Raw genomic sequence first — 19,157 nt, 5'->3', positions numbered from 1 at the left:
TACCCTCGGTTCCCGCGACTCAGGGCGCCGGGTTGGGCTGGTCCTGATGAATGGCCTCAATGGCAGCCAACAGCTCGTCAGAGAGCTTGAGATCGAAGCTGGCGAGGTTGCTGTCCAGTTGCTCCAGGGTGGTCGCGCCGATGATGTTGCTGGTCACGAAGGGCTGACGGGTGACAAACGCCAGGGCCATCTGTGCCGGGTCCAGGCCGTGCTCGCGGGCGAGCTTTACATAGCGGCTGCAGGCCGCCACGGTTTGCGGGTTGGAATAGCGCGAGAAGCGGTTGAACAGGGTCAAGCGACCTTGCGCTGGCCGCGCCCCGTCTTCGTACTTGCCCGAGAGCATGCCAAAGGCCAGCGGCGAGTACGCCAGCAAGCCGCACTGCTCACGGATGGCGATTTCCGCCAGGCCCACTTCGAAGCTGCGGTTGAGCAGGTTGTAGGGGTTCTGGATCGACACCGCGCGGCTCCAGCCACGGCTCTCGGCCAGCTGCAGGAACTTCATGGTGCCCCACGGGGTTTCGTTGGACAGGCCGATATGACGAATCTTGCCGGCCTTGACCTGCTCGTCGAGCACTTCCAGGGTTTCTTCCAGTGGGGTGAAGTGATCTTGGGGCAGGTGTTGGTAGCCTAGCTTACCGAAGAAGTTGGTGCTGCGCTCCGGCCAGTGCAGTTGGTAGAGGTCGATCCAGTCGGTTTGCAGGCGTTTGAGGCTGTCGTCCAGGGCGGCGACGATATGCTGGCGGTTGTGTTTGAGTTGGCCGTCGCGGATGTGGCTGATGCCGTTGCCCGGGCCTGCGACTTTGCTCGCCAGGATCCAGTCGGCGCGATCGCCGCGGGCCTTGAACCAGTTGCCGATGATGCGCTCGGTGGCGGCATAGGTTTCCGGGCGGGGAGGCACCGGATACATCTCGGCAGTGTCGATGAAATTGATCCCGGCGGCCTTGGCGCGTTCGATCTGGGTGAACGCCTCGGCCTGTTCATTCTGCTCGCCCCAGGTCATGGTACCCAGGCACAGAGCGCTGACATTGAGGTCGGTGCGGCCCAGCTGGCGGTAGTCCATTGGTGTGTCCCTGACAAAAGAAGCATAAAAGCAGGTTGAATTTTTTTTCGCAATCTGGATAATTCAGCCCCTCTCAGTGTTGTGGGAGTGATGCCCCGCTTCATAGTAGAACCCTGCCGAATATTGGACGCGCTGACCCGAGCCCCCGATAGCGTCCGTGTGCGGCTGTGTCCTTGACTTGTCAAGGTGCGCACTATCCAGTAAGATCCGCCGTCTTATTTTCGCTGGGCGGCCCCTGAGGCTATAAAGAATGAAAACTTTTACTGCTAAACCGGAAACAGTAAAGCGCGACTGGTTCGTAGTTGACGCCGCTGGTCAGACCCTGGGTCGTCTGGCTACCGAAATCGCTACCCGTCTGCGTGGCAAGCACAAACCAGAATACACTCCTCACGTTGATACCGGTGACTACATCGTCGTCATCAACGCCGAGCAGATCCGTGTAACTGGCGCCAAGACCACGGACAAAATGTACTACTCCCACTCCGGCTTCCCGGGCGGTATCAAGGAAATCAACTTCGAGAAGTTGATCGCCAAGGCCCCAGAGCGCGTGATCGAGACCGCGGTTAAAGGCATGCTGCCTAAAAACCCACTGGGTCGCGACATGTACCGTAAGCTGAAAGTCTATGCGGGCGCTGCTCACCCTCATACTGCTCAGCAGCCCCAAGAACTGAAGATTTAACGGAATAGTTCATTATGTCGGCGACTCAAAATTACGGCACTGGCCGTCGCAAGACCGCAACCGCTCGCGTTTTCCTGCGTCCAGGTACCGGTAACATCTCCATCAACAACCGTTCTCTGGACGTGTTCTTCGGTCGTGAAACCGCGCGCATGGTAGTACGCCAGCCGCTGGAACTGACCGAAACCACCGAAAAGTTCGACATCTACGTCACCGTTATCGGTGGTGGTGTCAGCGGCCAGGCCGGTGCAATCCGTCACGGTATCACCCGTGCACTGATGGACTACGACGAAACCCTGCGTAGCGCTCTGCGCAAAGCTGGCTTCGTTACCCGTGACGCTCGTGAAGTCGAGCGTAAGAAAGTGGGTCTGCGTAAAGCACGTAAGCGTCCTCAGTACTCCAAGCGTTAATTTCGCTTCGGCGTTCAAAAAAAGCCCGGTTCCTTGTGGAACCGGGCTTTTTTTATGTCTTGAATAACTATGCTGTTCTTTACTGTGACAACTTGCCGCATAGACGCAAGTCAAGAGCTACAAGGGATTGCGCTATGGTCACGGGCTAATCACCTTGTCAGAGCAGGGTCTTTTCATTACCATGCGGCAAATTTTTAGCAGTTCAGAAATTACTTAGTAGATGCCTGTTGTAACAGGCCATAAAGCTGATGGGAGAGGACTGAATGAGCAATGACGGCGTCAATGCAGGCCGGCGTCGCTTCCTCGTAGCAGCCACATCCGTGGTGGGTGCTGCAGGAGCGGTGGGGGCTGCGGTCCCGTTCGTGGGGTCATGGTTCCCCAGTGCCAAGGCGAAAGCCGCAGGTGCACCGGTGAAGGTCAATATTGCCAAGGTGGAGCCAGGTCAGCAGATGATTGCTGAGTGGCGTGGCCAGCCGGTCTTCATCGTCCGTCGCACCGAAGAGATCCTCGGCAACCTCAAGAAGATCGCTGGCGACCTCTCCGACCCTGAGTCCAAGGCATCGGTTCAACCGACTTACGTCAACCCGGAAAACCGTGCGATCAAGCCGGAAATCCTGGTGTTGGTCGGTCTGTGCACCCACTTGGGCTGCTCGCCAACCTTCCGCCCTGAAGTCGCTCCGGTCGACCTGGGTCCCAAGTGGGTTGGCGGTTACTTCTGCCCTTGCCACGGTTCGCACTACGACCTGGCTGGTCGCGTCTACAAGTCCCAGCCGGCGCCGCTCAATCTGCCAGTGCCGCCGCACTCTTATGAGTCGGACGACATCATTGTCGTCGGCGTCGATCAGGAGAACGCGTGATGAGTAAGTTCATGGACTGGGTTGACGCCCGCTTCCCTGCGACCAAGATGTGGGAAGACCACCTCAGCAAGTACTACGCACCGAAGAACTTCAACTTCTTCTACTTTTTCGGCTCTCTGGCACTGCTGGTGCTGGTTAACCAGATCGTCACTGGCGTCTGGCTGACCATGAGCTTCACGCCGTCGGCCGAAGAAGCGTTTGCTTCGGTCGAATACATCATGCGTGACGTCGAGTACGGCTGGATCTTGCGCTACCTGCACTCCACCGGCGCATCGGCATTCTTCATTGTCGTCTACCTGCACATGTTCCGCGGTCTGCTCTACGGCTCGTACCAGAAGCCGCGTGAGCTGGTCTGGGTGTTCGGCATGCTGATCTACCTGGCGCTGATGGCGGAAGCCTTCATGGGCTATCTGCTGCCTTGGGGCCAGATGTCCTACTGGGGTGCCCAGGTGATCATCTCGCTGTTCGGCGCGATTCCGGTGATCGGCGATGACCTGACTCAGTGGATCCGTGGTGACTACCTGATTTCCGGTATCACCCTGAACCGCTTCTTCGCCTTGCACGTGGTGGCCCTGCCTATCGTTATTCTCGGTCTGGTGGTGCTGCACATCCTGGCACTGCACGAAGTGGGTTCGAACAACCCGGATGGCGTCGACATCAAGAAGCACAAGGATGAGAACGGTGTGCCGCTCGATGGCATTGCCTTCCACCCTTACTACACCGTGAAGGATATCGTCGGCGTCGTCGTGTTCCTCTTCGTGTTCTGTGCGGTGGTGTTCTTCTTCCCGGAAATGGGCGGTTACTTCCTGGAGAAACCGAACTTCGAACAGGCCAACGCTTTCAAGACCCCTGAGCACATTGCCCCGGTCTGGTACTTCACCCCGTTCTACGCGATCCTGCGGGCGGTTCCAGACAAGCTCCTCGGTGTTATCGCCATGGGCGCTGCGATTGCCGTGCTGTTCGTGCTGCCATGGCTCGACCGCAGTCCGGTCAAGTCCATGCGCTACAAGGGCTGGATGAGCAAGGCCTGGCTGCTGGTGTTCTGCGTCTCGTTCGTGATCCTCGGCGTGCTTGGTGTATTGGCGCCAACCCCGGGCCGTACGCTGCTGTCGCAGGTATGCACCTTCCTGTATTTCGCCTACTTCCTTCTGATGCCGTTCTACACCCGGCTTGAGAAGACCAAACCGGTTCCGGAAAGGGTGACTGGCTGATGAAAAAGCTATTTGCAGTATTGATTCTGGCAGTGATGCCCTCGTTGACCTTCGCGGCCGGAACCGGCGTGGCACTGGACAAGGTTGATATCGATCTGACCGACAAGGCCGCCATGCAGGATGGTGCGCGCACCTTTGCCAACTATTGCATGGGTTGCCACAGCGCCAAGTTCCAGCGTTACGAGCGTGTTGCTGACGACTTGGGTATTCCCCACGAGCTGATGCTCGAGAAGCTGGTGTTCACGGGCGCCAAGATTGGCGACCACATGAAAATCGGCATGAAGCCTGATGATGCCAAGACCTGGTTCGGTGCCGCGCCGCCTGACCTGACCCTGGTCGCTCGGGTGCGTGGCACCGACTGGCTGTACACCTACCTGCGCAGCTTCTATGAGGACAAGTCGCGTCCTTATGGTGTGAACAACAAGGTGTTCCCGAACGTCGGCATGCCTAACGTGCTGGTTGGCCTGCAAGGCAACCAAGTCATCGGCTGCAAACAGGTGCAGATGGTGGTCGATGGCAAGAAGCAATTCGACCCGTTGACCGGCACGCCATTGACTCATGAAGCGTGCGACCAGCTGACCGTGGAGCCGAAATCCGGTACCCTGACCGAAGAGCAGTTCGACGAGAAGGTCAAGAATCTGGTGACCTTCCTGGCCTACTCGGCCAACCCGGTCAAACTGGAAAGCCAGCGCATCGGTACCTACGTGTTACTGTACCTGGCCTTCTTCTTCATATTCGCTTACCTGCTCAAGCGCGAATACTGGAAGGACGTGCACTGATCACGCAGTAGTTTCTGGTAGTTGAACGCGCCCTGGGGGCCCTCCGGAACACGGAGGCACCTGCAGGGCGCGTTTGCATTTGTAGCTTTTATAATTTCATCGCGAGGAGGACCACTATGGGCGTGACCAACCGGTTAGCCTGCTACTCCGACCCCGCTGACCATTATTCTCATCGGGTGCGCATCGTTCTCGCCGAGAAGGGTGTCAGCGTCGAGATCATCAATGTCGATCCCGGACGCTTGCCGCCCAAGCTGGTCGAAGTGAACCCCTATGGCGGCGTGCCGACCCTGGTCGATCGCGACCTGGCGTTGTACGAGTCGACCGTGGTGATGGAATACCTCGACGAGCGTTATCCGCATCCACCGCTGTTGCCGGTCTATCCGGTAGCGCGAGCCAACAGCCGGCTGCTGATCCATCGCATCCAGCGCGATTGGTGTGCACTGGTTGATTTGATTCTCGACCCACGCAGCAAGGAAGCGGCGCGTGTACAGGCGCGCAAGGAGCTGCGCGAAAGCCTGACCGGCGTATCGCCGTTGTTTGCCGACAAGCCGTGTTTCCTCAGTGAGGAGCAAAGTCTGGTCGATTGTTGTCTACTGCCCATACTCTGGCGTTTGCCAGTGTTGGGAATTGAACTGCCGCGGCCGGCCAAGCCGTTGCTCGATTACATGGAGCGACAGTTTGCCCGCGAAGCTTTCCAGGCAAGCTTGTCCGCTGCTGAACGTGAAATGCGCTAGGTTTTAAGGAGCTGTCGATGAACTCCAGTCGCCCCTATTTGGTACGTGCACTCTATGAGTGGATCGTGGACAACGACTGCACCCCGCATATGCTGGTCAACGCTGAGTACCCAGCGGTACAAGTGCCCCAGGGCTTCGCCAGCGATGGCCAGATCGTCTTGAATATCTCACCCAGTGCCGTACGTCACCTGCACATGGATAACGAGGCTGTGAGCTTCGAGGGGCGCTTTGGCGGGGTTGCTCATACCCTGTTCGTGCCTGCCGGTGCGATTCTCGGGATTTACGCCCGGGAAAACGGCCAGGGCATGGTCTTCGAGCTTGAGCCGCCTGTGCTTGAGGATGATGACTATGAAGAGGACGATGGCGTTGAGCCGGATGACGATGGTCCGCCGGCTGGTGGCCAGCCGCCACGCCCCAGCGGGCGTCCGAGTCTGAAGGTTGTGAAGTAAGAAAAAAGGCGATCCGCATGGATCGCCTTTTTTTGTGCTCTCGCTTGGCTTACAGGTCGCTGATGGTGCGGACCTGGTCCTTGTTGACGCGGGTCACTTTGCCATCCAGCTGTTCGAACTCGTAGAAGCCCGAGCTGCGTTCGAAGCGAGGTGCGTCGACTGCCTGGAATTCGCGGCCGTCGTTGAGGGTGATCAGGCTTGGGGTGGAGCAGCCGGCCAGGGTGGCGAAGGCGCCGATCAGCAGGGTTGGCAGCAGGCCGTTTTTCATGGGGACTTCCTAGGCAGATTGAATGTAAGAGCTAGGGACGCGTTGCGCCCCATCGCCGGCAAGGCCGGCTCCCACAGGATGGTAATCAGTCGATGTATTCGAACAGCTTGACGATTTTCTGCACGCCCGACACACCTTGCACCAGGTTGGTGGCGCGGGTGGCTTCCTGTTGGGTCAGCAGGCCGAGCAAGTAAACGATGCCGTTCTCGGTGATCACCTTGATCCGCGAGCCGGGAATGTTGCTGTCGGTGAGCATTTGGGTCTTGATCTTGGTGGTCAGCCAGGCGTCATTGTTGCGCGCCAGCAACGAGGAGGGCGGCAGCACCTGCAGCTCGTTATGCACCTTTTTTACCCGCTGGACCTGACCTGCAGCCTGTTCGGCCAGGTTCTTGAGGTCGGCGCGCGGGGTTTGCCCTGCCAGCAGGACAACGCCATTAAAGCTGCTGACAACAATGTGTGAGTTCTTGTCCAGGTCAGGGCTGGCCTTGGCTACGTTCACAGCTACTTTGGTTTCGATCAGTGAGTCATCGATTTTGCTACCGAAGGTGCGGGTGCCGCGATCATCTTCGATCGGCTTGTCGCGGGTGGCGGTAAGGACCGAGCTGCAGCCACTGAGGCTCAGGCACAGGGTCAAGGCCATCAGGCCGATGCGCTTAGGGGTCATTCTTCACTCCCGAACAATTGGCTGTCGATCAGGTCGCAGAGGCAGTGGATCGCCAGCAGGTGGACTTCCTGGATACGTGCGGTGACGTTGGCCGGAACGCGGATTTCGACGTCCTCGGGCAGCAGCAGTGAGGCCATGCCGCCACCATCGCGTCCGGTCAGGGCTACGACAATCATTTCGCGATCATGTGCGGCCTGGATCGCCTGAATTATGTTTGCTGAGTTACCGCTGGTCGAAATCGCCAGCAACACGTCGCCTGGTTGGCCCAGGGCGCGGATCTGCTTGGAAAAGATTTCGTTGTAGCTGTAGTCGTTGGCAATCGAGGTGATGGTCGAGCTGTCGGTGGTCAGGGCGATAGCCGGCAGGCTCGGGCGCTCGCGTTCGAAGCGGTTGAGCAGTTCAGAAGAGAAATGCTGGGCATCGCCGGCCGAGCCACCGTTGCCGCACGCGAGCATCTTGCCCTCGTTGAGCAGTGTGTTGACCATGACCTGACTGGCTTGCTCGATGTGTGGTGCAAGGACTTCCATCGCCTGTTGCTTGGTGTTGATGCTGGCCTGAAAAAGCTGGCGAATTCGGGATTGCATGTCCATCAGTGAGACCTTAAGTAGGGCGGCTGGTCGGGCGTGTCGGGAGTGTACAGAAAGGGTCCCGGCACATGACTGTGCAGCCCGCGAAGCAAAGAGCAAAAAAGTTATTGGGGTAAACGTGCAGGGTCAGGGCGGGCTCAGCAGTCGAAGGCGTTTTTCAGCCATTGGAGCGCTTGGCCCGAGTGGCCTCTGCCTTGCACGGCGATCACATCGAAACGGCAGGGGTGGTTGGCCCAGCGTGTTTCCTTGTGCAGAAAAGACTCGGCGGCTAGCACCAGTTTGTCCTGCTTGCGCCCGTCGATACTGGCGAGCGCACCGCCAAAGTTCGCGTGCAACCGATAGCGAACTTCGACAAATACTACTGTATCGCTGTCGAGCATGACCAGATCAAGCTCGCCAAGTTTGCATCGCCAGTTCTGCGCTAACAGGTGCAGGCCTTGCCCTTGAAGGTATTCAAGGGCGTGCCGCTCGGCGGCCTGGCCTGCCTGTTGGCGCGAACTGTCAGGCATCAGCGTGGGGTGTCGGGCAGGCGCTTGACCTGACCGCCGGAGAACTCGGCCCAAGGCAGCTGACGTTCAATGCGCTGGTTCGGGTTCATGCTCAGGCTGCCGGAGAAGCCTTCGATACGGTTGTCTGGCAGTGCCTTGAGCTGGCCCAGGCGTGGCGCCAGGCTGTAGGCATCGATACCCATGGCATACAGGCGGCCAAGGCTGCCGGCAGCTTGTGGCCACTGGCTGACCACCTGTTGACGCAGGCTGTTGTTGGTGTCGAGCAGCCATGGCGTTTCGCAGAACCGAATGCCGTTCATGTCGTTGTACTGGTTGACGTCACCGCTGGCGCTGTACAGGTGCGAAGTGGCGTAGACCGGTACGTCACCGGCGTACTGGAAGTTAAGGGTCGGCTTGATCTGCTGGCCTTGCTGAGGGGTGGCGGCGAGGAAGATGAAGTCAATGTCCTGGCGGCGCGACGGCTGCGCCGAAACGGCGCCACCGACGGTGTTCTGCAGGCTCTTGGCGCGGCCTTCGCTCTGACGCAGTTGGAACAGGTCAGCAATCTGCTGGGCCAATGCTACCGGTTGGTCGATATGCTCGGCGGCGAGCAGGGTGCCGCCGTTGGCTTCCCAGTCCTGGCGGAATGCCTTGAGTACGCGGTCACCCCATTCGCCACGAGGCACCAGGGCAACAGCGCGAACCATGCCGTCGGCGCGGGCGCGACGCGATACTTCGCGGGCTTCGTCTTCGGCGGCCAAGCCAAACTGGAACAGTTGTGCCGGGCCGTTCTGACCTGCATCGCTGTAGTTCAGGGCCAGGGTGGTGATTGGTAGCTGTGGGCGCGAAGCGAGTTGCTTGACCAGTGGTTTCTCCAGCGGGCCAACCACCAGTTGCACGCCGGAGGCCTGGGCCTGGCGATAGAAATCATCCAGGGAGGTCAGGCGCGAGCTGTCGAATACTTCGATCGCCGGCGGTTTTTGACCGGCTTGCTGTGCCTGGAAGTGTGCCGCCATGAAGCCGTCGCGCAGGGCGCGGGCAACACCGGCCAGTTGGCCTTCTTGTGGCAGCAGCAAGGCAATCTTGGTCAGCGGCTGGCTGGCCAGTTCCTTGAGTTTGACCAGCGGCAGCGGCAGTTGCAGGGCGGCGGGGTGGTCGGAGTGCTGGCTGCGCCAGGTGTCGATGGCAGCCTGTTGCTGTTCCAGGGTCCCGGCGCTCTTCACTGCCAGGGCCAGGCTGGCCCAGCCGGCCAGGGTGTCGTTGCCGCTGGCAACGCCTTGCAGCTGATCGCTAGGCAGGGCAGCGACCAGGTTCCAGATCGCGTCGTGGTTGGCACTGGCAGCGTTGGCGCTGAGCAGCGGTGCCAGTTGCACGCGCGCCTTGGCGGCGTTCAAGGTCTGGCCGTCGGCTTCCAGGGCGGCAGCTTGCACGCTGAGGGTGCGGGCCTGCTGTTCTTCTGGCAGTTCGCCCAGTCGCGCCAGGCTTGGATGGCTCAGGGCGGTCAGGGCGGCCTTGGGCTGGTTGCGGGTCATGGCCAGCTCAGCGCTCAATGTGCTGGCGAACACCTGTTGGGCCGGTTTAAGTTGCTCGACCGGCACCTGTTCGAGGATTTTCGCCGCGCGGACGTTGTCCTTCTGCCGGTAAGCCAGGTCGGCGGCGCTCAGGCGCAGCAGGGCGGCTTGTTCGGGGGTCTTGCTGGTGGCGGCCTGTTCAAGCAATTGCTCGATGCTGGCGTCCGGGGTGCGTGGCAGTTCGCCGAGGCTCGACGAAGGCGAGCTGGCGCATGCTGCCAGCAGGGCGGCGAGGCAAAGGGCTGTGAACAGCCGCAGGCAAGCGATCATGTAAAGGTCCTGTTACTCGATCAAATTAACGGGCGATTGTACCCAAGCACTGGCCGGGGCGCGATGTTACTGGCGTTAATCCTTCAATATAGGTCGTGGATCGTGATCTGCAGGCTGCGCAGGTTACGCATTGTTGCCGTCAGTCGGGCTACAATGGCGCTTTGTTCAAGACGACAAGGTGTGTGCTGTGACTGATGCTCCAGGGGCTTCCCAATCCACTGCTGGCACGCTTTACGTGGTGGCCACGCCTATCGGCAACCTGGACGACATGAGTGCGCGGGCACTGAAAGTGCTCAGCGATGTGGCCCTGATTGCCGCAGAAGACACCCGTCATTCGATCCGTTTGCTGCAACACTTTGGAATCAATACCCCCTTGGCAGCGTGCCACGAGCACAACGAGCGGGATGAGGGCAGTCGCTTTCTCACCCGGTTGCTGGCAGGTGATAACGTTGCGTTGATCTCCGATGCCGGCACGCCACTGATTTCTGATCCGGGCTACCACCTGGTGCGCCAGGCGCGTGCCGCCGGCATTGCGGTGGTGCCGGTGCCGGGAGCTTGCGCTTTGATCGCGGCGTTGTCGGCTGCCGGGCTGCCTTCTGACCGGTTCATCTTTGAGGGGTTCCTCCCAGCCAAGGCGGTCGGCCGCCGCGCGCGCCTGAGCCAGGTCAAGGAAGAGCCGCGCACCTTGATTTTCTATGAGGCGCCGCATCGTATTTTGGAGTGCCTGCAGGACATGGAAGAGGTGTTTGGTGGCGAGCGGCCGGCATTGCTGGCCCGTGAGCTGACCAAGACCTTTGAAACCCTAAAGGGGCTGCCACTGGCTGAACTGCGCGCTTTCGTCGAGGCTGACAGCAATCAGCAGCGTGGCGAGTGCGTGGTGCTGGTTGCGGGCTGGACTGCACCGGAAGACGAGCAGGCTGTCAGTAGCGAGGCGCTGCGCGTGCTTGACCTGCTGCTGGCGGAGATGCCCCTGAAGCGGGCGGCGGCACTGGCGGCGGAAATTACCGGAGTACGCAAGAATGTGCTGTATCAGGTAGCGCTGGAAAAACAGAAAGACAAATAGTGGCTTGGTGCTACTATTTGTTTTATCGCTTGTTCTTGAGCGCTGCTGCCGTTAACCTTTGCGGCGGAGAGTCGATCGGACAGTCGCTGCCTTCTTTTGTTCCGCAAAAGAGGGGGGAGGAAAGTCCGGGCTCCATAGGGCAGAGTGCCAGGTAACCCCTGGGAGGCGCGAGCCTACGGAAAGTGCCACAGAAAACAACCGCCTAAGCACTTCGGTGCCGGTAAGGGTGAAAAGGTGCGGTAAGAGCGCACCGCACGACTGGCAACAGTTCGTGGCTAGGTAAACCCCACTCGGAGCAAGACCAAATAGGGTTCCATATGGCGCGGCCCGCGTTGGAACCGGGTAGGTTGCTAGAGGCGTCCAGTGATGGCCGTCGTAGAGGAATGACTGTCCTCGACAAAACCCGGCTTACAGATCGACTCTCCACCTTCCACCCCTCCTGCTTGAATCGCTAGCAGATGTGTCTTCGTAATACCAAAAAAATCTTACTCTTAATAAATTACTTTAACTTCGGACGCTATTTGTCTGAATGGGTTTGATTTTTTTCGTCAAAAACCTCTCCGCTTTGTCCTTTCTTGTTCCTACATTGCGCTAAATCTCCGATCTGTAAGGGATTTCCTTATAGCCGCGCCTTGACGGTGTGGTAGGCGGATTCCTATAGTGTGCGCAAGTGGCAGAAAGTGGCATGAAGTGGGTTTTCTGAACACAAAAAAGCAAACAAGTGGGGAATCGCAGCCGTGTTCCGCGGAGCAAACGCCATCAACCTCGACGCAAAGGGCCGTCTCGCAATGCCGAGCCGGTACCGTGACGAGCTCGATTCGCGTAGTTCCGGGCAGTTGATCGTGACGATCGACGCGGTCGATCCTTGCCTGTGTGTGTACCCGCTTGATGAGTGGGAACTGATTGAAGCCAAGTTACGCGCCTTGCCGTCATTGCGAGAAGAGAACCGTCGCCTGCAGCGTTTGCTGATCGGCAATGCGGTGGATCTGGAGCTTGATGGCAGTGGGCGTTTCCTGGTGCCTCCGCGTTTGCGTGAATACGCCAAGCTCGACAAAAAGGCGATGCTGGTGGGGCAACTGAACAAATTTCAACTGTGGGATGAGGATGCCTGGAACGTAGTTTCGGCAGCCGATCTTGCAGCTATTCAACAACCGGGCGCCATGCCTGATGAACTGCGTGATTTGATCCTGTGACTATAGATAGCGGCTTTAACCACATCACCGTACTGCTTGACGAAGCCGTTGAGGCTCTCGCCGTACGCGACGATGGCTGCTATCTGGATGGCACCTTCGGGCGAGGCGGTCACAGTCGGCTTATCCTCAGCAAGCTCGGGCCGCAGGGCCGGCTGCTGGGTTTTGACAAGGATCCTCAAGCGATTGCCACCGGGCAAGCGCTGGCGGCCGAAGACGGCCGCTTTGTCATTGTGCAACGTAGTTTTGCTGAGTTGGGTGATGAAGTTGCCCAGCGTGGCTTGGCCGGCAAAGTCAGCGGCATCTTGATGGATCTGGGCGTGTCATCGCCACAGCTGGATGACCCCGAGCGCGGTTTCAGTTTCCTCAATGACGGCCCTCTGGACATGCGCATGGACCCGAGCCGTGGCATTAGCGCCGCTGAATTCATCGCCACTGCCCCGGCCGAAGAAATCGCCCGCGTATTCAAAGAATATGGCGAAGAGCGTTTCGCCAAGCGTATGGCCAATGCGGTGGTGGCACGCCGCGAAATTCAGCCATTCGAACGCACCGCTGACCTGGCCGAAGTGCTCAAGGTTGCCAACCCTGCCTGGGAAAAGGGCAAGAACCCGGCAACTCGCGCCTTCCAGGGCCTGCGCATTCACGTTAACAATGAACTCGGTGACCTTGAGGCCGGCCTCGAAGCCGCGCTTGAGGCGTTGGAAGTCGGCGGACGTCTGGTGGTGATCAGCTTCCACTCCCTGGAAGACCGCATCGTCAAACTGTTCATGCGCAAGCTGGTCAAGGGCGAGTCCGACAACCTGCCACGCAACCTGCCGGTGCAACACAAGCATTTCGAACCGAAGATCAAGGTCCACGGCAAGGCGCAGTTCGCCTCCGAAGCCGAGCTCAAGGCCAACCCACGTTCACGCAGTGCGGTCATGCGCGTTGCCGAGAAGCTGCGGTGAGCCGCTTGTTCGCCAAGCCTTTGCCAGGCGGAAGCTTCCTGATGCTTCTGCTGTTCATTGCCGTGCTCGTTTCATCGGTGGCGGTGTCGTACAGCGCGCACTGGAACCGTCAGTTGCTCAACACCCTCTATGGCGAACTCAGCGAGCGCGACAAGGCCCAGGCCGAGTGGGGCCGGTTGATCCTTGAACAAAGTACCTGGACTGCCCACAGCCGCATCGAGAACCTGGCCAGCGAACAATTGCAGATGCGTATTCCGGCTGCCAATGAAGTGCGGATGGTGGCGCCATGATGAAGCTCGAAGGCGCCCTCTACCCGTGGCGGTTCCGCGTGGTCATCGCTTTGCTGGCGCTGATGGTCGGCGCGATTGCCTGGCGCATCATCGACCTGCAGGTTATTGACCGTGACTTCCTCAAGGGGCAAGGCGATGCCCGCAGTCTGCGTCATATCCCGATTCCTGCGCACCGTGGGTTGATCACCGACCGTAACGGTGAGCCGCTGGCGGTCAGTACGCCGGTTACCACTCTGTGGGCCAATCCCAAGGAAATGCAGGCTTACAAGGACCGCTGGCCAGCCTTGGCCGCCGCCCTCAAGCAAAGCCCGCAACAGTTGTCCCAGCGCCTGGAACAACAAGCCAGCAAGGAATTCATCTATCTGGTGCGGGGTTTGACCCCGGAGCAGGGGCAGGTGATCCTCGATCTGAAAATTCCTGGTGTCTACGGCATCGAGGAATTTCGTCGTTTCTACCCGGCCGGTGATGTCGCCGCGCACATGGTCGGCTTTACCGACCTTGATGACCACGGACGCGAAGGGGTCGAACTGGCGTATGACGAATGGCTCGCCGGGGTGCCCGGCAAGCGGCAAGTCATCAAGGACCGGCGTGGCCGGCTGATCAAAGACATTCAGGTGACCAAAAACGCCAAGGCCGGAAAGACCTTGGCGTTGTCCATCGACCTGCGCCTGCAATACCTGGCTACCCGTGAACTGCGCAATGCCATTGCTGAGCAAGAAGCCAAAGCGGGCAGCCTGGTGATTCTCGATGTTAAAACCGGTGAAGTGCTGGCCATGGTCAACCAGCCCACCTACAACCCGAACAACCGCCGCAGCATGTTCCCGGCAGCCATGCGTAATCGCGCGATCATCGACGTGTTCGAGCCCGGTTCCACGGTCAAACCGTTGTCCATGAGTGCTGCACTGCAGAGTGGGCGCTGGAAGCCGACCGACAAGGTCGAGGTGTATCCGGGCACCCTGCAACTGGGCCGTTATACCATTCGTGACGTGTCGCGCAGTGAAGGTCCGATCCTTGACCTGACCGGCATTCTGATCAACTCCAGTAACGTCGGTATGAGCAAGATCGCCTTCGATATCGGTGGCGAATCGATCTATCGGGTAATGTCGCAGCTTGGCCTGGGCCAGTACACCGGCCTGGGTTTCCCGGGGGAGCGGGTCGGTAACCTGCCCAACCACCGTGAGTGGCGCAAGGCTGAAACTGCGACCCTGTCGTACGGCTACGGCCTGTCGGTGACCGCGCTGCAGCTGGTGCATGCCTACGCCGCGCTGGCCAACGACGGCAAGATGGTGCCGTTGAGCATCCTCAAGGTCGACAAGACTCCAGAATCTACGCAGGTCGTGCCAGTGGAGGTCGCCAAGACTATCCAGGGCATGGTCCAGCAGGTTATCGAAGCGCCGCGTGGTGTGTTCCGTGCCCAGGTGCCGTTCTATCACGTGGGCGGCAAGAGTGGTACGGCGCGGAAGGCGACCATCGGTTCCAAAGGCTACACCGAGAATTCTTACCGCTCGCTGTTCGCCGGTTTTGGCCCGATGAGCGACCCGCGTTATGCCGTGGTCGTGGTCATCGACGAACCGAGTAAAGGCGGCTACTTCGGTGGCTTGGTCTCGGCGCCGGTCTTTAGCAAGGTCATGTCCGGCACGTTGCGCCTGATGAATATTCCGCCGGATAACCTCCCGCCGGCGACACCACAGCAGCAGGTTGATGCTGCGCCCGCCAAAGGAGGGCGCGGTTAATGACGATGCCATTGAGCAAACTTTTCGCCCAGGCCAGCCGCGATCCGTTGATCCGCGAATTAACCCTGGACAGCCGTAACATTCGTCCAGGTGACCTGTTCCTGGCGGTACCGGGTGCGCGGGTCGATGGTCGCGACCATATTGCTGATGCGCTCAAGCGTGGCGCGGCGGCTGTCGCTTATGAAGCACAGGGCGCCACCGTGCTGCCGATCACCGAAGCACCTCTGATTCCGGTCAAGGGGCTGATTGCTCAGCTCTCGGATATTGCTGGGCGCTTTTATGGTGAACCGAGCCGCCAGCTCGATCTGGTCGGCGTCACTGGCACCAACGGCAAGACCAGCGTTACACAACTGGTTGCTCAGGCTCTGGACAAGCTCGGTCAGCGCTGCGGCTTGATCGGTACGCTGGGGACCGGCTTTTATGGTGAGTTGCAAAGCGGTCGACTGACCACGCCGGATCCGATTGCCGTGCAGGCGACGCTGAATGACTTGAAGAAAGGCGGGGCGAAAGCCGTGGCCATGGAGGTTTCCTCCCATGCCCTGGATCAGGGCCGGGTTGCCGCCCTGGAATTCGACATCGCGGTGATGACCAACCTGTCACGTGATCACCTCGATTATCACGGCAGCATGCAGGCTTATGAAGACGCTAAGGCACGCTTGTTCGCTTGGCCGAATCTGCGCTGCCGGGTGGTCAATCTGGACGATGAGTTCGGTCGCCGCTTAGCTGCTGAGCAGGCCGAATCGCGCCTGATCAGCTACAGCCTCAAGGACAGCGCCGCTTCGCTGTACTGTCGCGAAGCGCATTTCGACGACGATGGCGTGCGCGCCGTGATCGTCACCGCTCAAGGTGAGCGCACCTTGCGCAGCCGCCTGCTCGGCCGCTTCAATCTGAGCAACATGCTGGCGGCCGTTGGCACCCTGCTGGCGTTGGATTATGCGCTGGATGAAATTCTCAAGGTCACCCCGTTGCTGGAAGGGCCGATTGGTCGCATGCAGCGTCTTGGCGGTGGCAGCAAGCCGCTGGTGGTGGTCGATTACGCACATACGCCAGATGCCTTGGAGCAAGTGCTGCAAGCACTGCGTCCGCACGCCAAAGGCCAGTTGCTGTGCCTGTTCGGCTGCGGTGGCGATCGTGATCGCGGTAAGCGCCCTTTGATGGCCGAAGTGGCAGAACGCTTGGCTGACCGGGTCCTGGTGACCGATGACAACCCGCGTAGCGAAGACCCGCAGCAGATTTTTGCCGATATCCGTCCGGGCTTTGCCCAGGCCGACGCGGTCGAATTCGTTGCCGGCCGTGGCGCGGCCATTGCTCAGTTGATTGCCAGCGCTGCGGCGGATGATGTCATCGTCCTGGCCGGCAAGGGACACGAGGACTATCAGGAGATCAACGGCCAGCGCCACGATTTTTCCGATTTGGTCGAGGCTGAGAAGGCACTCGCTGTCTGGGAGGTTGCTGATGCTTAAGCCTATGACCCTCAGCCAGTTGACTAACGCTCTGCAGGGGCGCCTGGTCGGTGGCGATGCGACCTTCACCGGAGTCAGCATCGACAGTCGCGCAATCGTTCTCGGGCAGTTGTTCGTCGCTCTCACCGGCCCTCGTTTCGACGGTCACGATTACCTCGATGAGGTTCAGGCCAAGGGCGCAGTGGCGGCTCTGGTCGAACGCGAAGTGCCAGGCAGTGACCTGCCGCAACTACTGGTTGCCGATTGCCGGCTGGCCTTGGGGCAACTCGGTGCGCTTAATCGTGCTGAGTTCGACAAGCCGGTCGCGGCCATCACCGGCTCCAGCGGCAAAACCACGGTCAAGGAAATGCTTGCCAGTATCCTGCGCACTCGTGGTCCGGTCCTGGCTACCCGCGGCAACCTGAACAACGACCTTGGTGCGCCGCTGACGCTGCTCGAAATCGCTCCGGAGCATACCGCTGCGGTCATCGAGCTGGGCGCTTCGCGCATTGGCGAGATCGCCTACACCGTTGGCTTGACCAAGCCACAGGTAGCGCTGATCAACAATGCCGGAACTGCTCATGTCGGCGAGTTCGGCGGGCCAGAGAAGATTGTCGAAGCCAAAGGCGAAATCCTTGAAGGTCTGGATCAGGATGGCATTGCCGTATTGAACCTTGATGACAAGGCCTTTGGCATCTGGAAACAGCGCGCTGGCAATCGTGCGGTGCAAACGTTCGCGCTGCACAACAGCGCGGCAGATTTCCATGCTGCAAATATCACCCACGATGAGCGTGGCTGCCCGTCGTTCGACCTGCACAGCCCAGTGGGTGTGGCGCGGGTCCAGCTCAATCTGCTCGGCAGCCATAACGTCAGCAATGCGCTGGCTGCTGCTGGCGCTGCGCATGCCTTTGGTCTGACACTGGACGGTATCGTCCAGGGTTTGAATGCCGTGCAACCGGTCAAGGGCCGCACTGTGGTGCAGATGGCTCCGAACGGGGTGCGGGTAATTGATGACACTTACAATGCAAACCCCACCTCCATGTGCGCTGCCGTTGATATACTCGCCGGCTTTTCCGGACGCACCGTCCTGGTGCTCGGGGATATCGGCGAATTGGGCCAGTGGGCTGAGGAAGGACATCGGCAGGTAGGCGACTACGCCAAGGACAAGGTTTCGGCACTGTATGCCGTGGGCCCGAACATGACTCACGCAGTCGCAGCGTTCGGTACCAATGCCCAACATTTCGCTAATCAAGCTGACCTGATCGCCGCCGTTCGCGCCGCCGAGCAGGCCACCAACACCACTATTTTGATCAAGGGTTCGCGCAGCGCTGCGATGGAGAACGTCGTGGCGGCTTTGTGCGGTTCCAGCGGGGAGAAACATTAATGCTGCTGCTGCTGGCTGAGTATCTGCAACAGTTCTACAAAGGCTTCGCGGTCTTTCAGTACCTGTCCCTGCGCGGGATTCTGGGTGTACTGACCGCGTTGTCGCTGGCCCTGTGGTTGGGGCCCTGGATGATTCGTACCCTGCAGATTCGCCAGATCGGTCAAGCGGTTCGTAACGACGGCCCGCAATCGCACCTGTCCAAGTCCGGCACCCCGACCATGGGTGGCGCGCTGATTCTTTCTGCCATCGGTATCAGCACCCTGTTGTGGGCAGACCTGACCAACCGTTATGTCTGGGTGGTGTTGATTGTCACCCTGTTGTTTGGCGCCATTGGCTGGGTTGATGACTACCGCAAGGTGATCGAAAAGAACTCGCGTGGCCTGCCAAGCCGCTGGAAGTATTTCTGGCAGTCGGTGTTTGGTCTCGGCGCGGCGATCTTCCTGTATATGACCGCACCGACCAGTGTCGAAACCACGCTGATCGTGCCGATGCTCAAGGATGTCACCATCCCGCTGGGGATCGGCTTCGTGGTCCTGACCTACTTCGTCATCGTCGGTTCGAGCAACGCGGTGAACCTGACCGACGGCCTCGATGGCCTGGCAATCATGCCAACGGTTATGGTCGGCGGCGCCCTGGGTATCTTCTGCTACCTGTCGGGTAACGTGAAGTTCGCCGAATATCTGTTGATCCCTTACGTGCCGGGCGCCGGTGAGCTGATCGTGTTCTGCGGTGCACTGATCGGTGCTGGCCTGGGCTTCCTCTGGTTCAACACCTATCCGGCCCAGGTCTTCATGGGCGACGTTGGTGCCCTGGCACTGGGCGCTGCACTGGGCACCATCGCGGTCATCGTGCGTCAGGAAATCGTCCTGTTCATCATGGGCGGCGTGTTCGTCATGGAGACCCTGTCGGTGGTGATCCAGGTGGCCTCGTTCAAGTTGACCGGCAAGCGAGTGTTTCGCATGGCCCCGATCCATCACCACTTTGAACTCAAGGGTTGGCCCGAGCCACGGGTGATCGTCCGCTTCTGGATTATCACTGTGATTCTGGTGCTGATCGGCCTTGCCACCCTGAAACTGAGGTAGAA

At 59.6% G+C, this 19,157-nt stretch carries 21 protein-coding genes and 1 other RNA gene; 16 read left to right on the top strand and 6 right to left on the bottom strand.

The genetic code is table 11. The features are described 5' to 3' along the window. Positions 1–19: 19 nt before the first annotated feature. Entirely contained in the window at positions 20–1,060 is a 1,041-nt protein-coding gene (locus ACQRAX_RS12720) for an NADP(H)-dependent aldo-keto reductase (protein WP_412039814.1), read from the bottom strand. A gap of 250 nt (positions 1,061–1,310) precedes the next feature. Between ACQRAX_RS12720 and rplM the strand changes: the two genes are divergently transcribed. The 7 genes from rplM to ACQRAX_RS12685 all read left to right on the top strand — a co-directional run bounded on the left by rplM (position 1,311) and on the right by ACQRAX_RS12685 (position 6,176). After that, on the top strand, positions 1,311–1,739 hold the full coding sequence (gene rplM, locus ACQRAX_RS12715; protein WP_045183573.1) for a 50S ribosomal protein L13: 429 nt from the start codon (positions 1,311–1,313) through the stop codon (positions 1,737–1,739). A 14-nt stretch (positions 1,740–1,753) separates the two neighbouring features. Next, a complete protein-coding gene (gene rpsI, locus ACQRAX_RS12710) occupies positions 1,754–2,146 on the top strand; it encodes a 30S ribosomal protein S9 (protein WP_038607185.1) in 393 nt (130 codons plus the stop codon). A gap of 263 nt (positions 2,147–2,409) precedes the next feature. Beyond that, positions 2,410–3,003 carry a ubiquinol-cytochrome c reductase iron-sulfur subunit gene (gene petA, locus ACQRAX_RS12705; protein WP_107025092.1) on the top strand — a complete coding sequence of 198 codons (594 nt, stop codon included), beginning with the start codon at positions 2,410–2,412 and terminating at the stop codon, positions 3,001–3,003. Further along, the gene (locus tag ACQRAX_RS12700) at positions 3,003–4,214 is read left to right on the top strand and encodes a cytochrome b (RefSeq protein ID WP_412039813.1); all 1,212 of its coding nucleotides are present in this window, start codon (positions 3,003–3,005) and stop codon (positions 4,212–4,214) included. The genes petA and ACQRAX_RS12700 overlap by 1 nt, the downstream gene beginning before the upstream one ends. Continuing rightward, complete coding sequence (locus ACQRAX_RS12695; protein WP_412039812.1) at positions 4,214–4,993, top strand: cytochrome c1; 780 nt, start codon at positions 4,214–4,216, stop codon at positions 4,991–4,993. Before ACQRAX_RS12700 ends, ACQRAX_RS12695 begins: the two co-directional genes overlap by 1 nt. Positions 4,994–5,109: 116 nt before the next feature. After that, positions 5,110–5,727, top strand: coding sequence for a glutathione S-transferase N-terminal domain-containing protein (locus tag ACQRAX_RS12690; RefSeq protein ID WP_038607195.1), 618 nt, complete (start codon positions 5,110–5,112; stop codon positions 5,725–5,727). Between the two features lie 17 nt (positions 5,728–5,744). Beyond that, a complete protein-coding gene (locus tag ACQRAX_RS12685) occupies positions 5,745–6,176 on the top strand; it encodes a ClpXP protease specificity-enhancing factor (protein ID WP_412039811.1) in 432 nt (143 codons plus the stop codon). 49 nt (positions 6,177–6,225) lie between these two features. Here ACQRAX_RS12685 and ACQRAX_RS12680 read toward each other — a convergent pair whose 3' ends face one another. The 5 genes from ACQRAX_RS12680 to ACQRAX_RS12660 form a co-directional block, all read right to left on the bottom strand. Beyond that, a complete protein-coding gene (locus tag ACQRAX_RS12680) occupies positions 6,226–6,444 on the bottom strand; it encodes a YgdI/YgdR family lipoprotein (RefSeq protein ID WP_412039810.1) in 219 nt (72 codons plus the stop codon). A gap of 85 nt (positions 6,445–6,529) precedes the next feature. Further along, a complete protein-coding gene (locus tag ACQRAX_RS12675; protein ID WP_412039809.1) occupies positions 6,530–7,108 on the bottom strand; it encodes a BON domain-containing protein in 579 nt (192 codons plus the stop codon). Beyond that, a complete protein-coding gene (locus ACQRAX_RS12670; RefSeq protein WP_412039808.1) occupies positions 7,105–7,698 on the bottom strand; it encodes a phosphoheptose isomerase in 594 nt (197 codons plus the stop codon). Before ACQRAX_RS12670 ends, ACQRAX_RS12675 begins: the two co-directional genes overlap by 4 nt. Before the next feature lie 134 nt (positions 7,699–7,832). Further along, entirely contained in the window at positions 7,833–8,204 is a 372-nt protein-coding gene (locus ACQRAX_RS12665) for a YraN family protein (RefSeq protein ID WP_412039807.1), read from the bottom strand. Beyond that, positions 8,204–10,024 carry a penicillin-binding protein activator gene (locus tag ACQRAX_RS12660; protein WP_412039806.1) on the bottom strand — a complete coding sequence of 607 codons (1,821 nt, stop codon included), beginning with the start codon at positions 10,022–10,024 and terminating at the stop codon, positions 8,204–8,206. The genes ACQRAX_RS12665 and ACQRAX_RS12660 overlap by 1 nt, the downstream gene beginning before the upstream one ends. A gap of 187 nt (positions 10,025–10,211) precedes the next feature. Between ACQRAX_RS12660 and rsmI the strand changes: the two genes are divergently transcribed. The 9 genes from rsmI to mraY all read left to right on the top strand — a co-directional run bounded on the left by rsmI (position 10,212) and on the right by mraY (position 19,155). After that, positions 10,212–11,087 (top strand): 16S rRNA (cytidine(1402)-2'-O)-methyltransferase, encoded by an 876-nt coding sequence (gene rsmI, locus ACQRAX_RS12655; protein ID WP_412039805.1) that lies wholly within the window; start codon positions 10,212–10,214, stop codon positions 11,085–11,087. Positions 11,088–11,154: 67 nt separating this feature from the next. Further along, positions 11,155–11,514, top strand: an RNA gene (rnpB, locus tag ACQRAX_RS12650) — RNase P RNA component class A. 310 nt (positions 11,515–11,824) lie between these two features. Beyond that, positions 11,825–12,280: a division/cell wall cluster transcriptional repressor MraZ gene (gene mraZ, locus ACQRAX_RS12645; RefSeq protein ID WP_273893992.1), complete on the top strand. Its 456-nt coding sequence runs from the start codon at positions 11,825–11,827 to the stop codon at positions 12,278–12,280. Beyond that, on the top strand, positions 12,277–13,224 hold the full coding sequence (gene rsmH, locus ACQRAX_RS12640; protein ID WP_045183550.1) for a 16S rRNA (cytosine(1402)-N(4))-methyltransferase RsmH: 948 nt from the start codon (positions 12,277–12,279) through the stop codon (positions 13,222–13,224). Before mraZ ends, rsmH begins: the two co-directional genes overlap by 4 nt. Then, positions 13,221–13,514 (top strand): cell division protein FtsL, encoded by a 294-nt coding sequence (gene ftsL, locus ACQRAX_RS12635; RefSeq protein ID WP_136474682.1) that lies wholly within the window; start codon positions 13,221–13,223, stop codon positions 13,512–13,514. Before rsmH ends, ftsL begins: the two co-directional genes overlap by 4 nt. After that, positions 13,514–15,247: a peptidoglycan D,D-transpeptidase FtsI family protein gene (locus tag ACQRAX_RS12630; RefSeq protein WP_412039909.1), complete on the top strand. Its 1,734-nt coding sequence runs from the start codon at positions 13,514–13,516 to the stop codon at positions 15,245–15,247. The genes ftsL and ACQRAX_RS12630 overlap by 1 nt, the downstream gene beginning before the upstream one ends. Next, complete coding sequence (gene murE, locus ACQRAX_RS12625) at positions 15,247–16,710, top strand: UDP-N-acetylmuramoyl-L-alanyl-D-glutamate--2,6-diaminopimelate ligase (protein WP_412039804.1); 1,464 nt, start codon at positions 15,247–15,249, stop codon at positions 16,708–16,710. The genes ACQRAX_RS12630 and murE overlap by 1 nt, the downstream gene beginning before the upstream one ends. Next, entirely contained in the window at positions 16,703–18,073 is a 1,371-nt protein-coding gene (locus tag ACQRAX_RS12620; protein ID WP_412039803.1) for a UDP-N-acetylmuramoyl-tripeptide--D-alanyl-D-alanine ligase, read from the top strand. Before murE ends, ACQRAX_RS12620 begins: the two co-directional genes overlap by 8 nt. Then, a complete protein-coding gene (mraY, locus tag ACQRAX_RS12615; protein ID WP_036996790.1) occupies positions 18,073–19,155 on the top strand; it encodes a phospho-N-acetylmuramoyl-pentapeptide-transferase in 1,083 nt (360 codons plus the stop codon). The genes ACQRAX_RS12620 and mraY overlap by 1 nt, the downstream gene beginning before the upstream one ends. Positions 19,156–19,157 lie beyond the last annotated feature (2 nt).

Origin of the sequence: Pseudomonas sp. UM16 (genome assembly GCF_050312595.1) — a bacterium.
Lineage (GTDB): Bacteria > Pseudomonadota > Gammaproteobacteria > Pseudomonadales > Pseudomonadaceae > Aquipseudomonas.
This window is presented reverse-complemented; position numbering and strand designations above follow the sequence as displayed.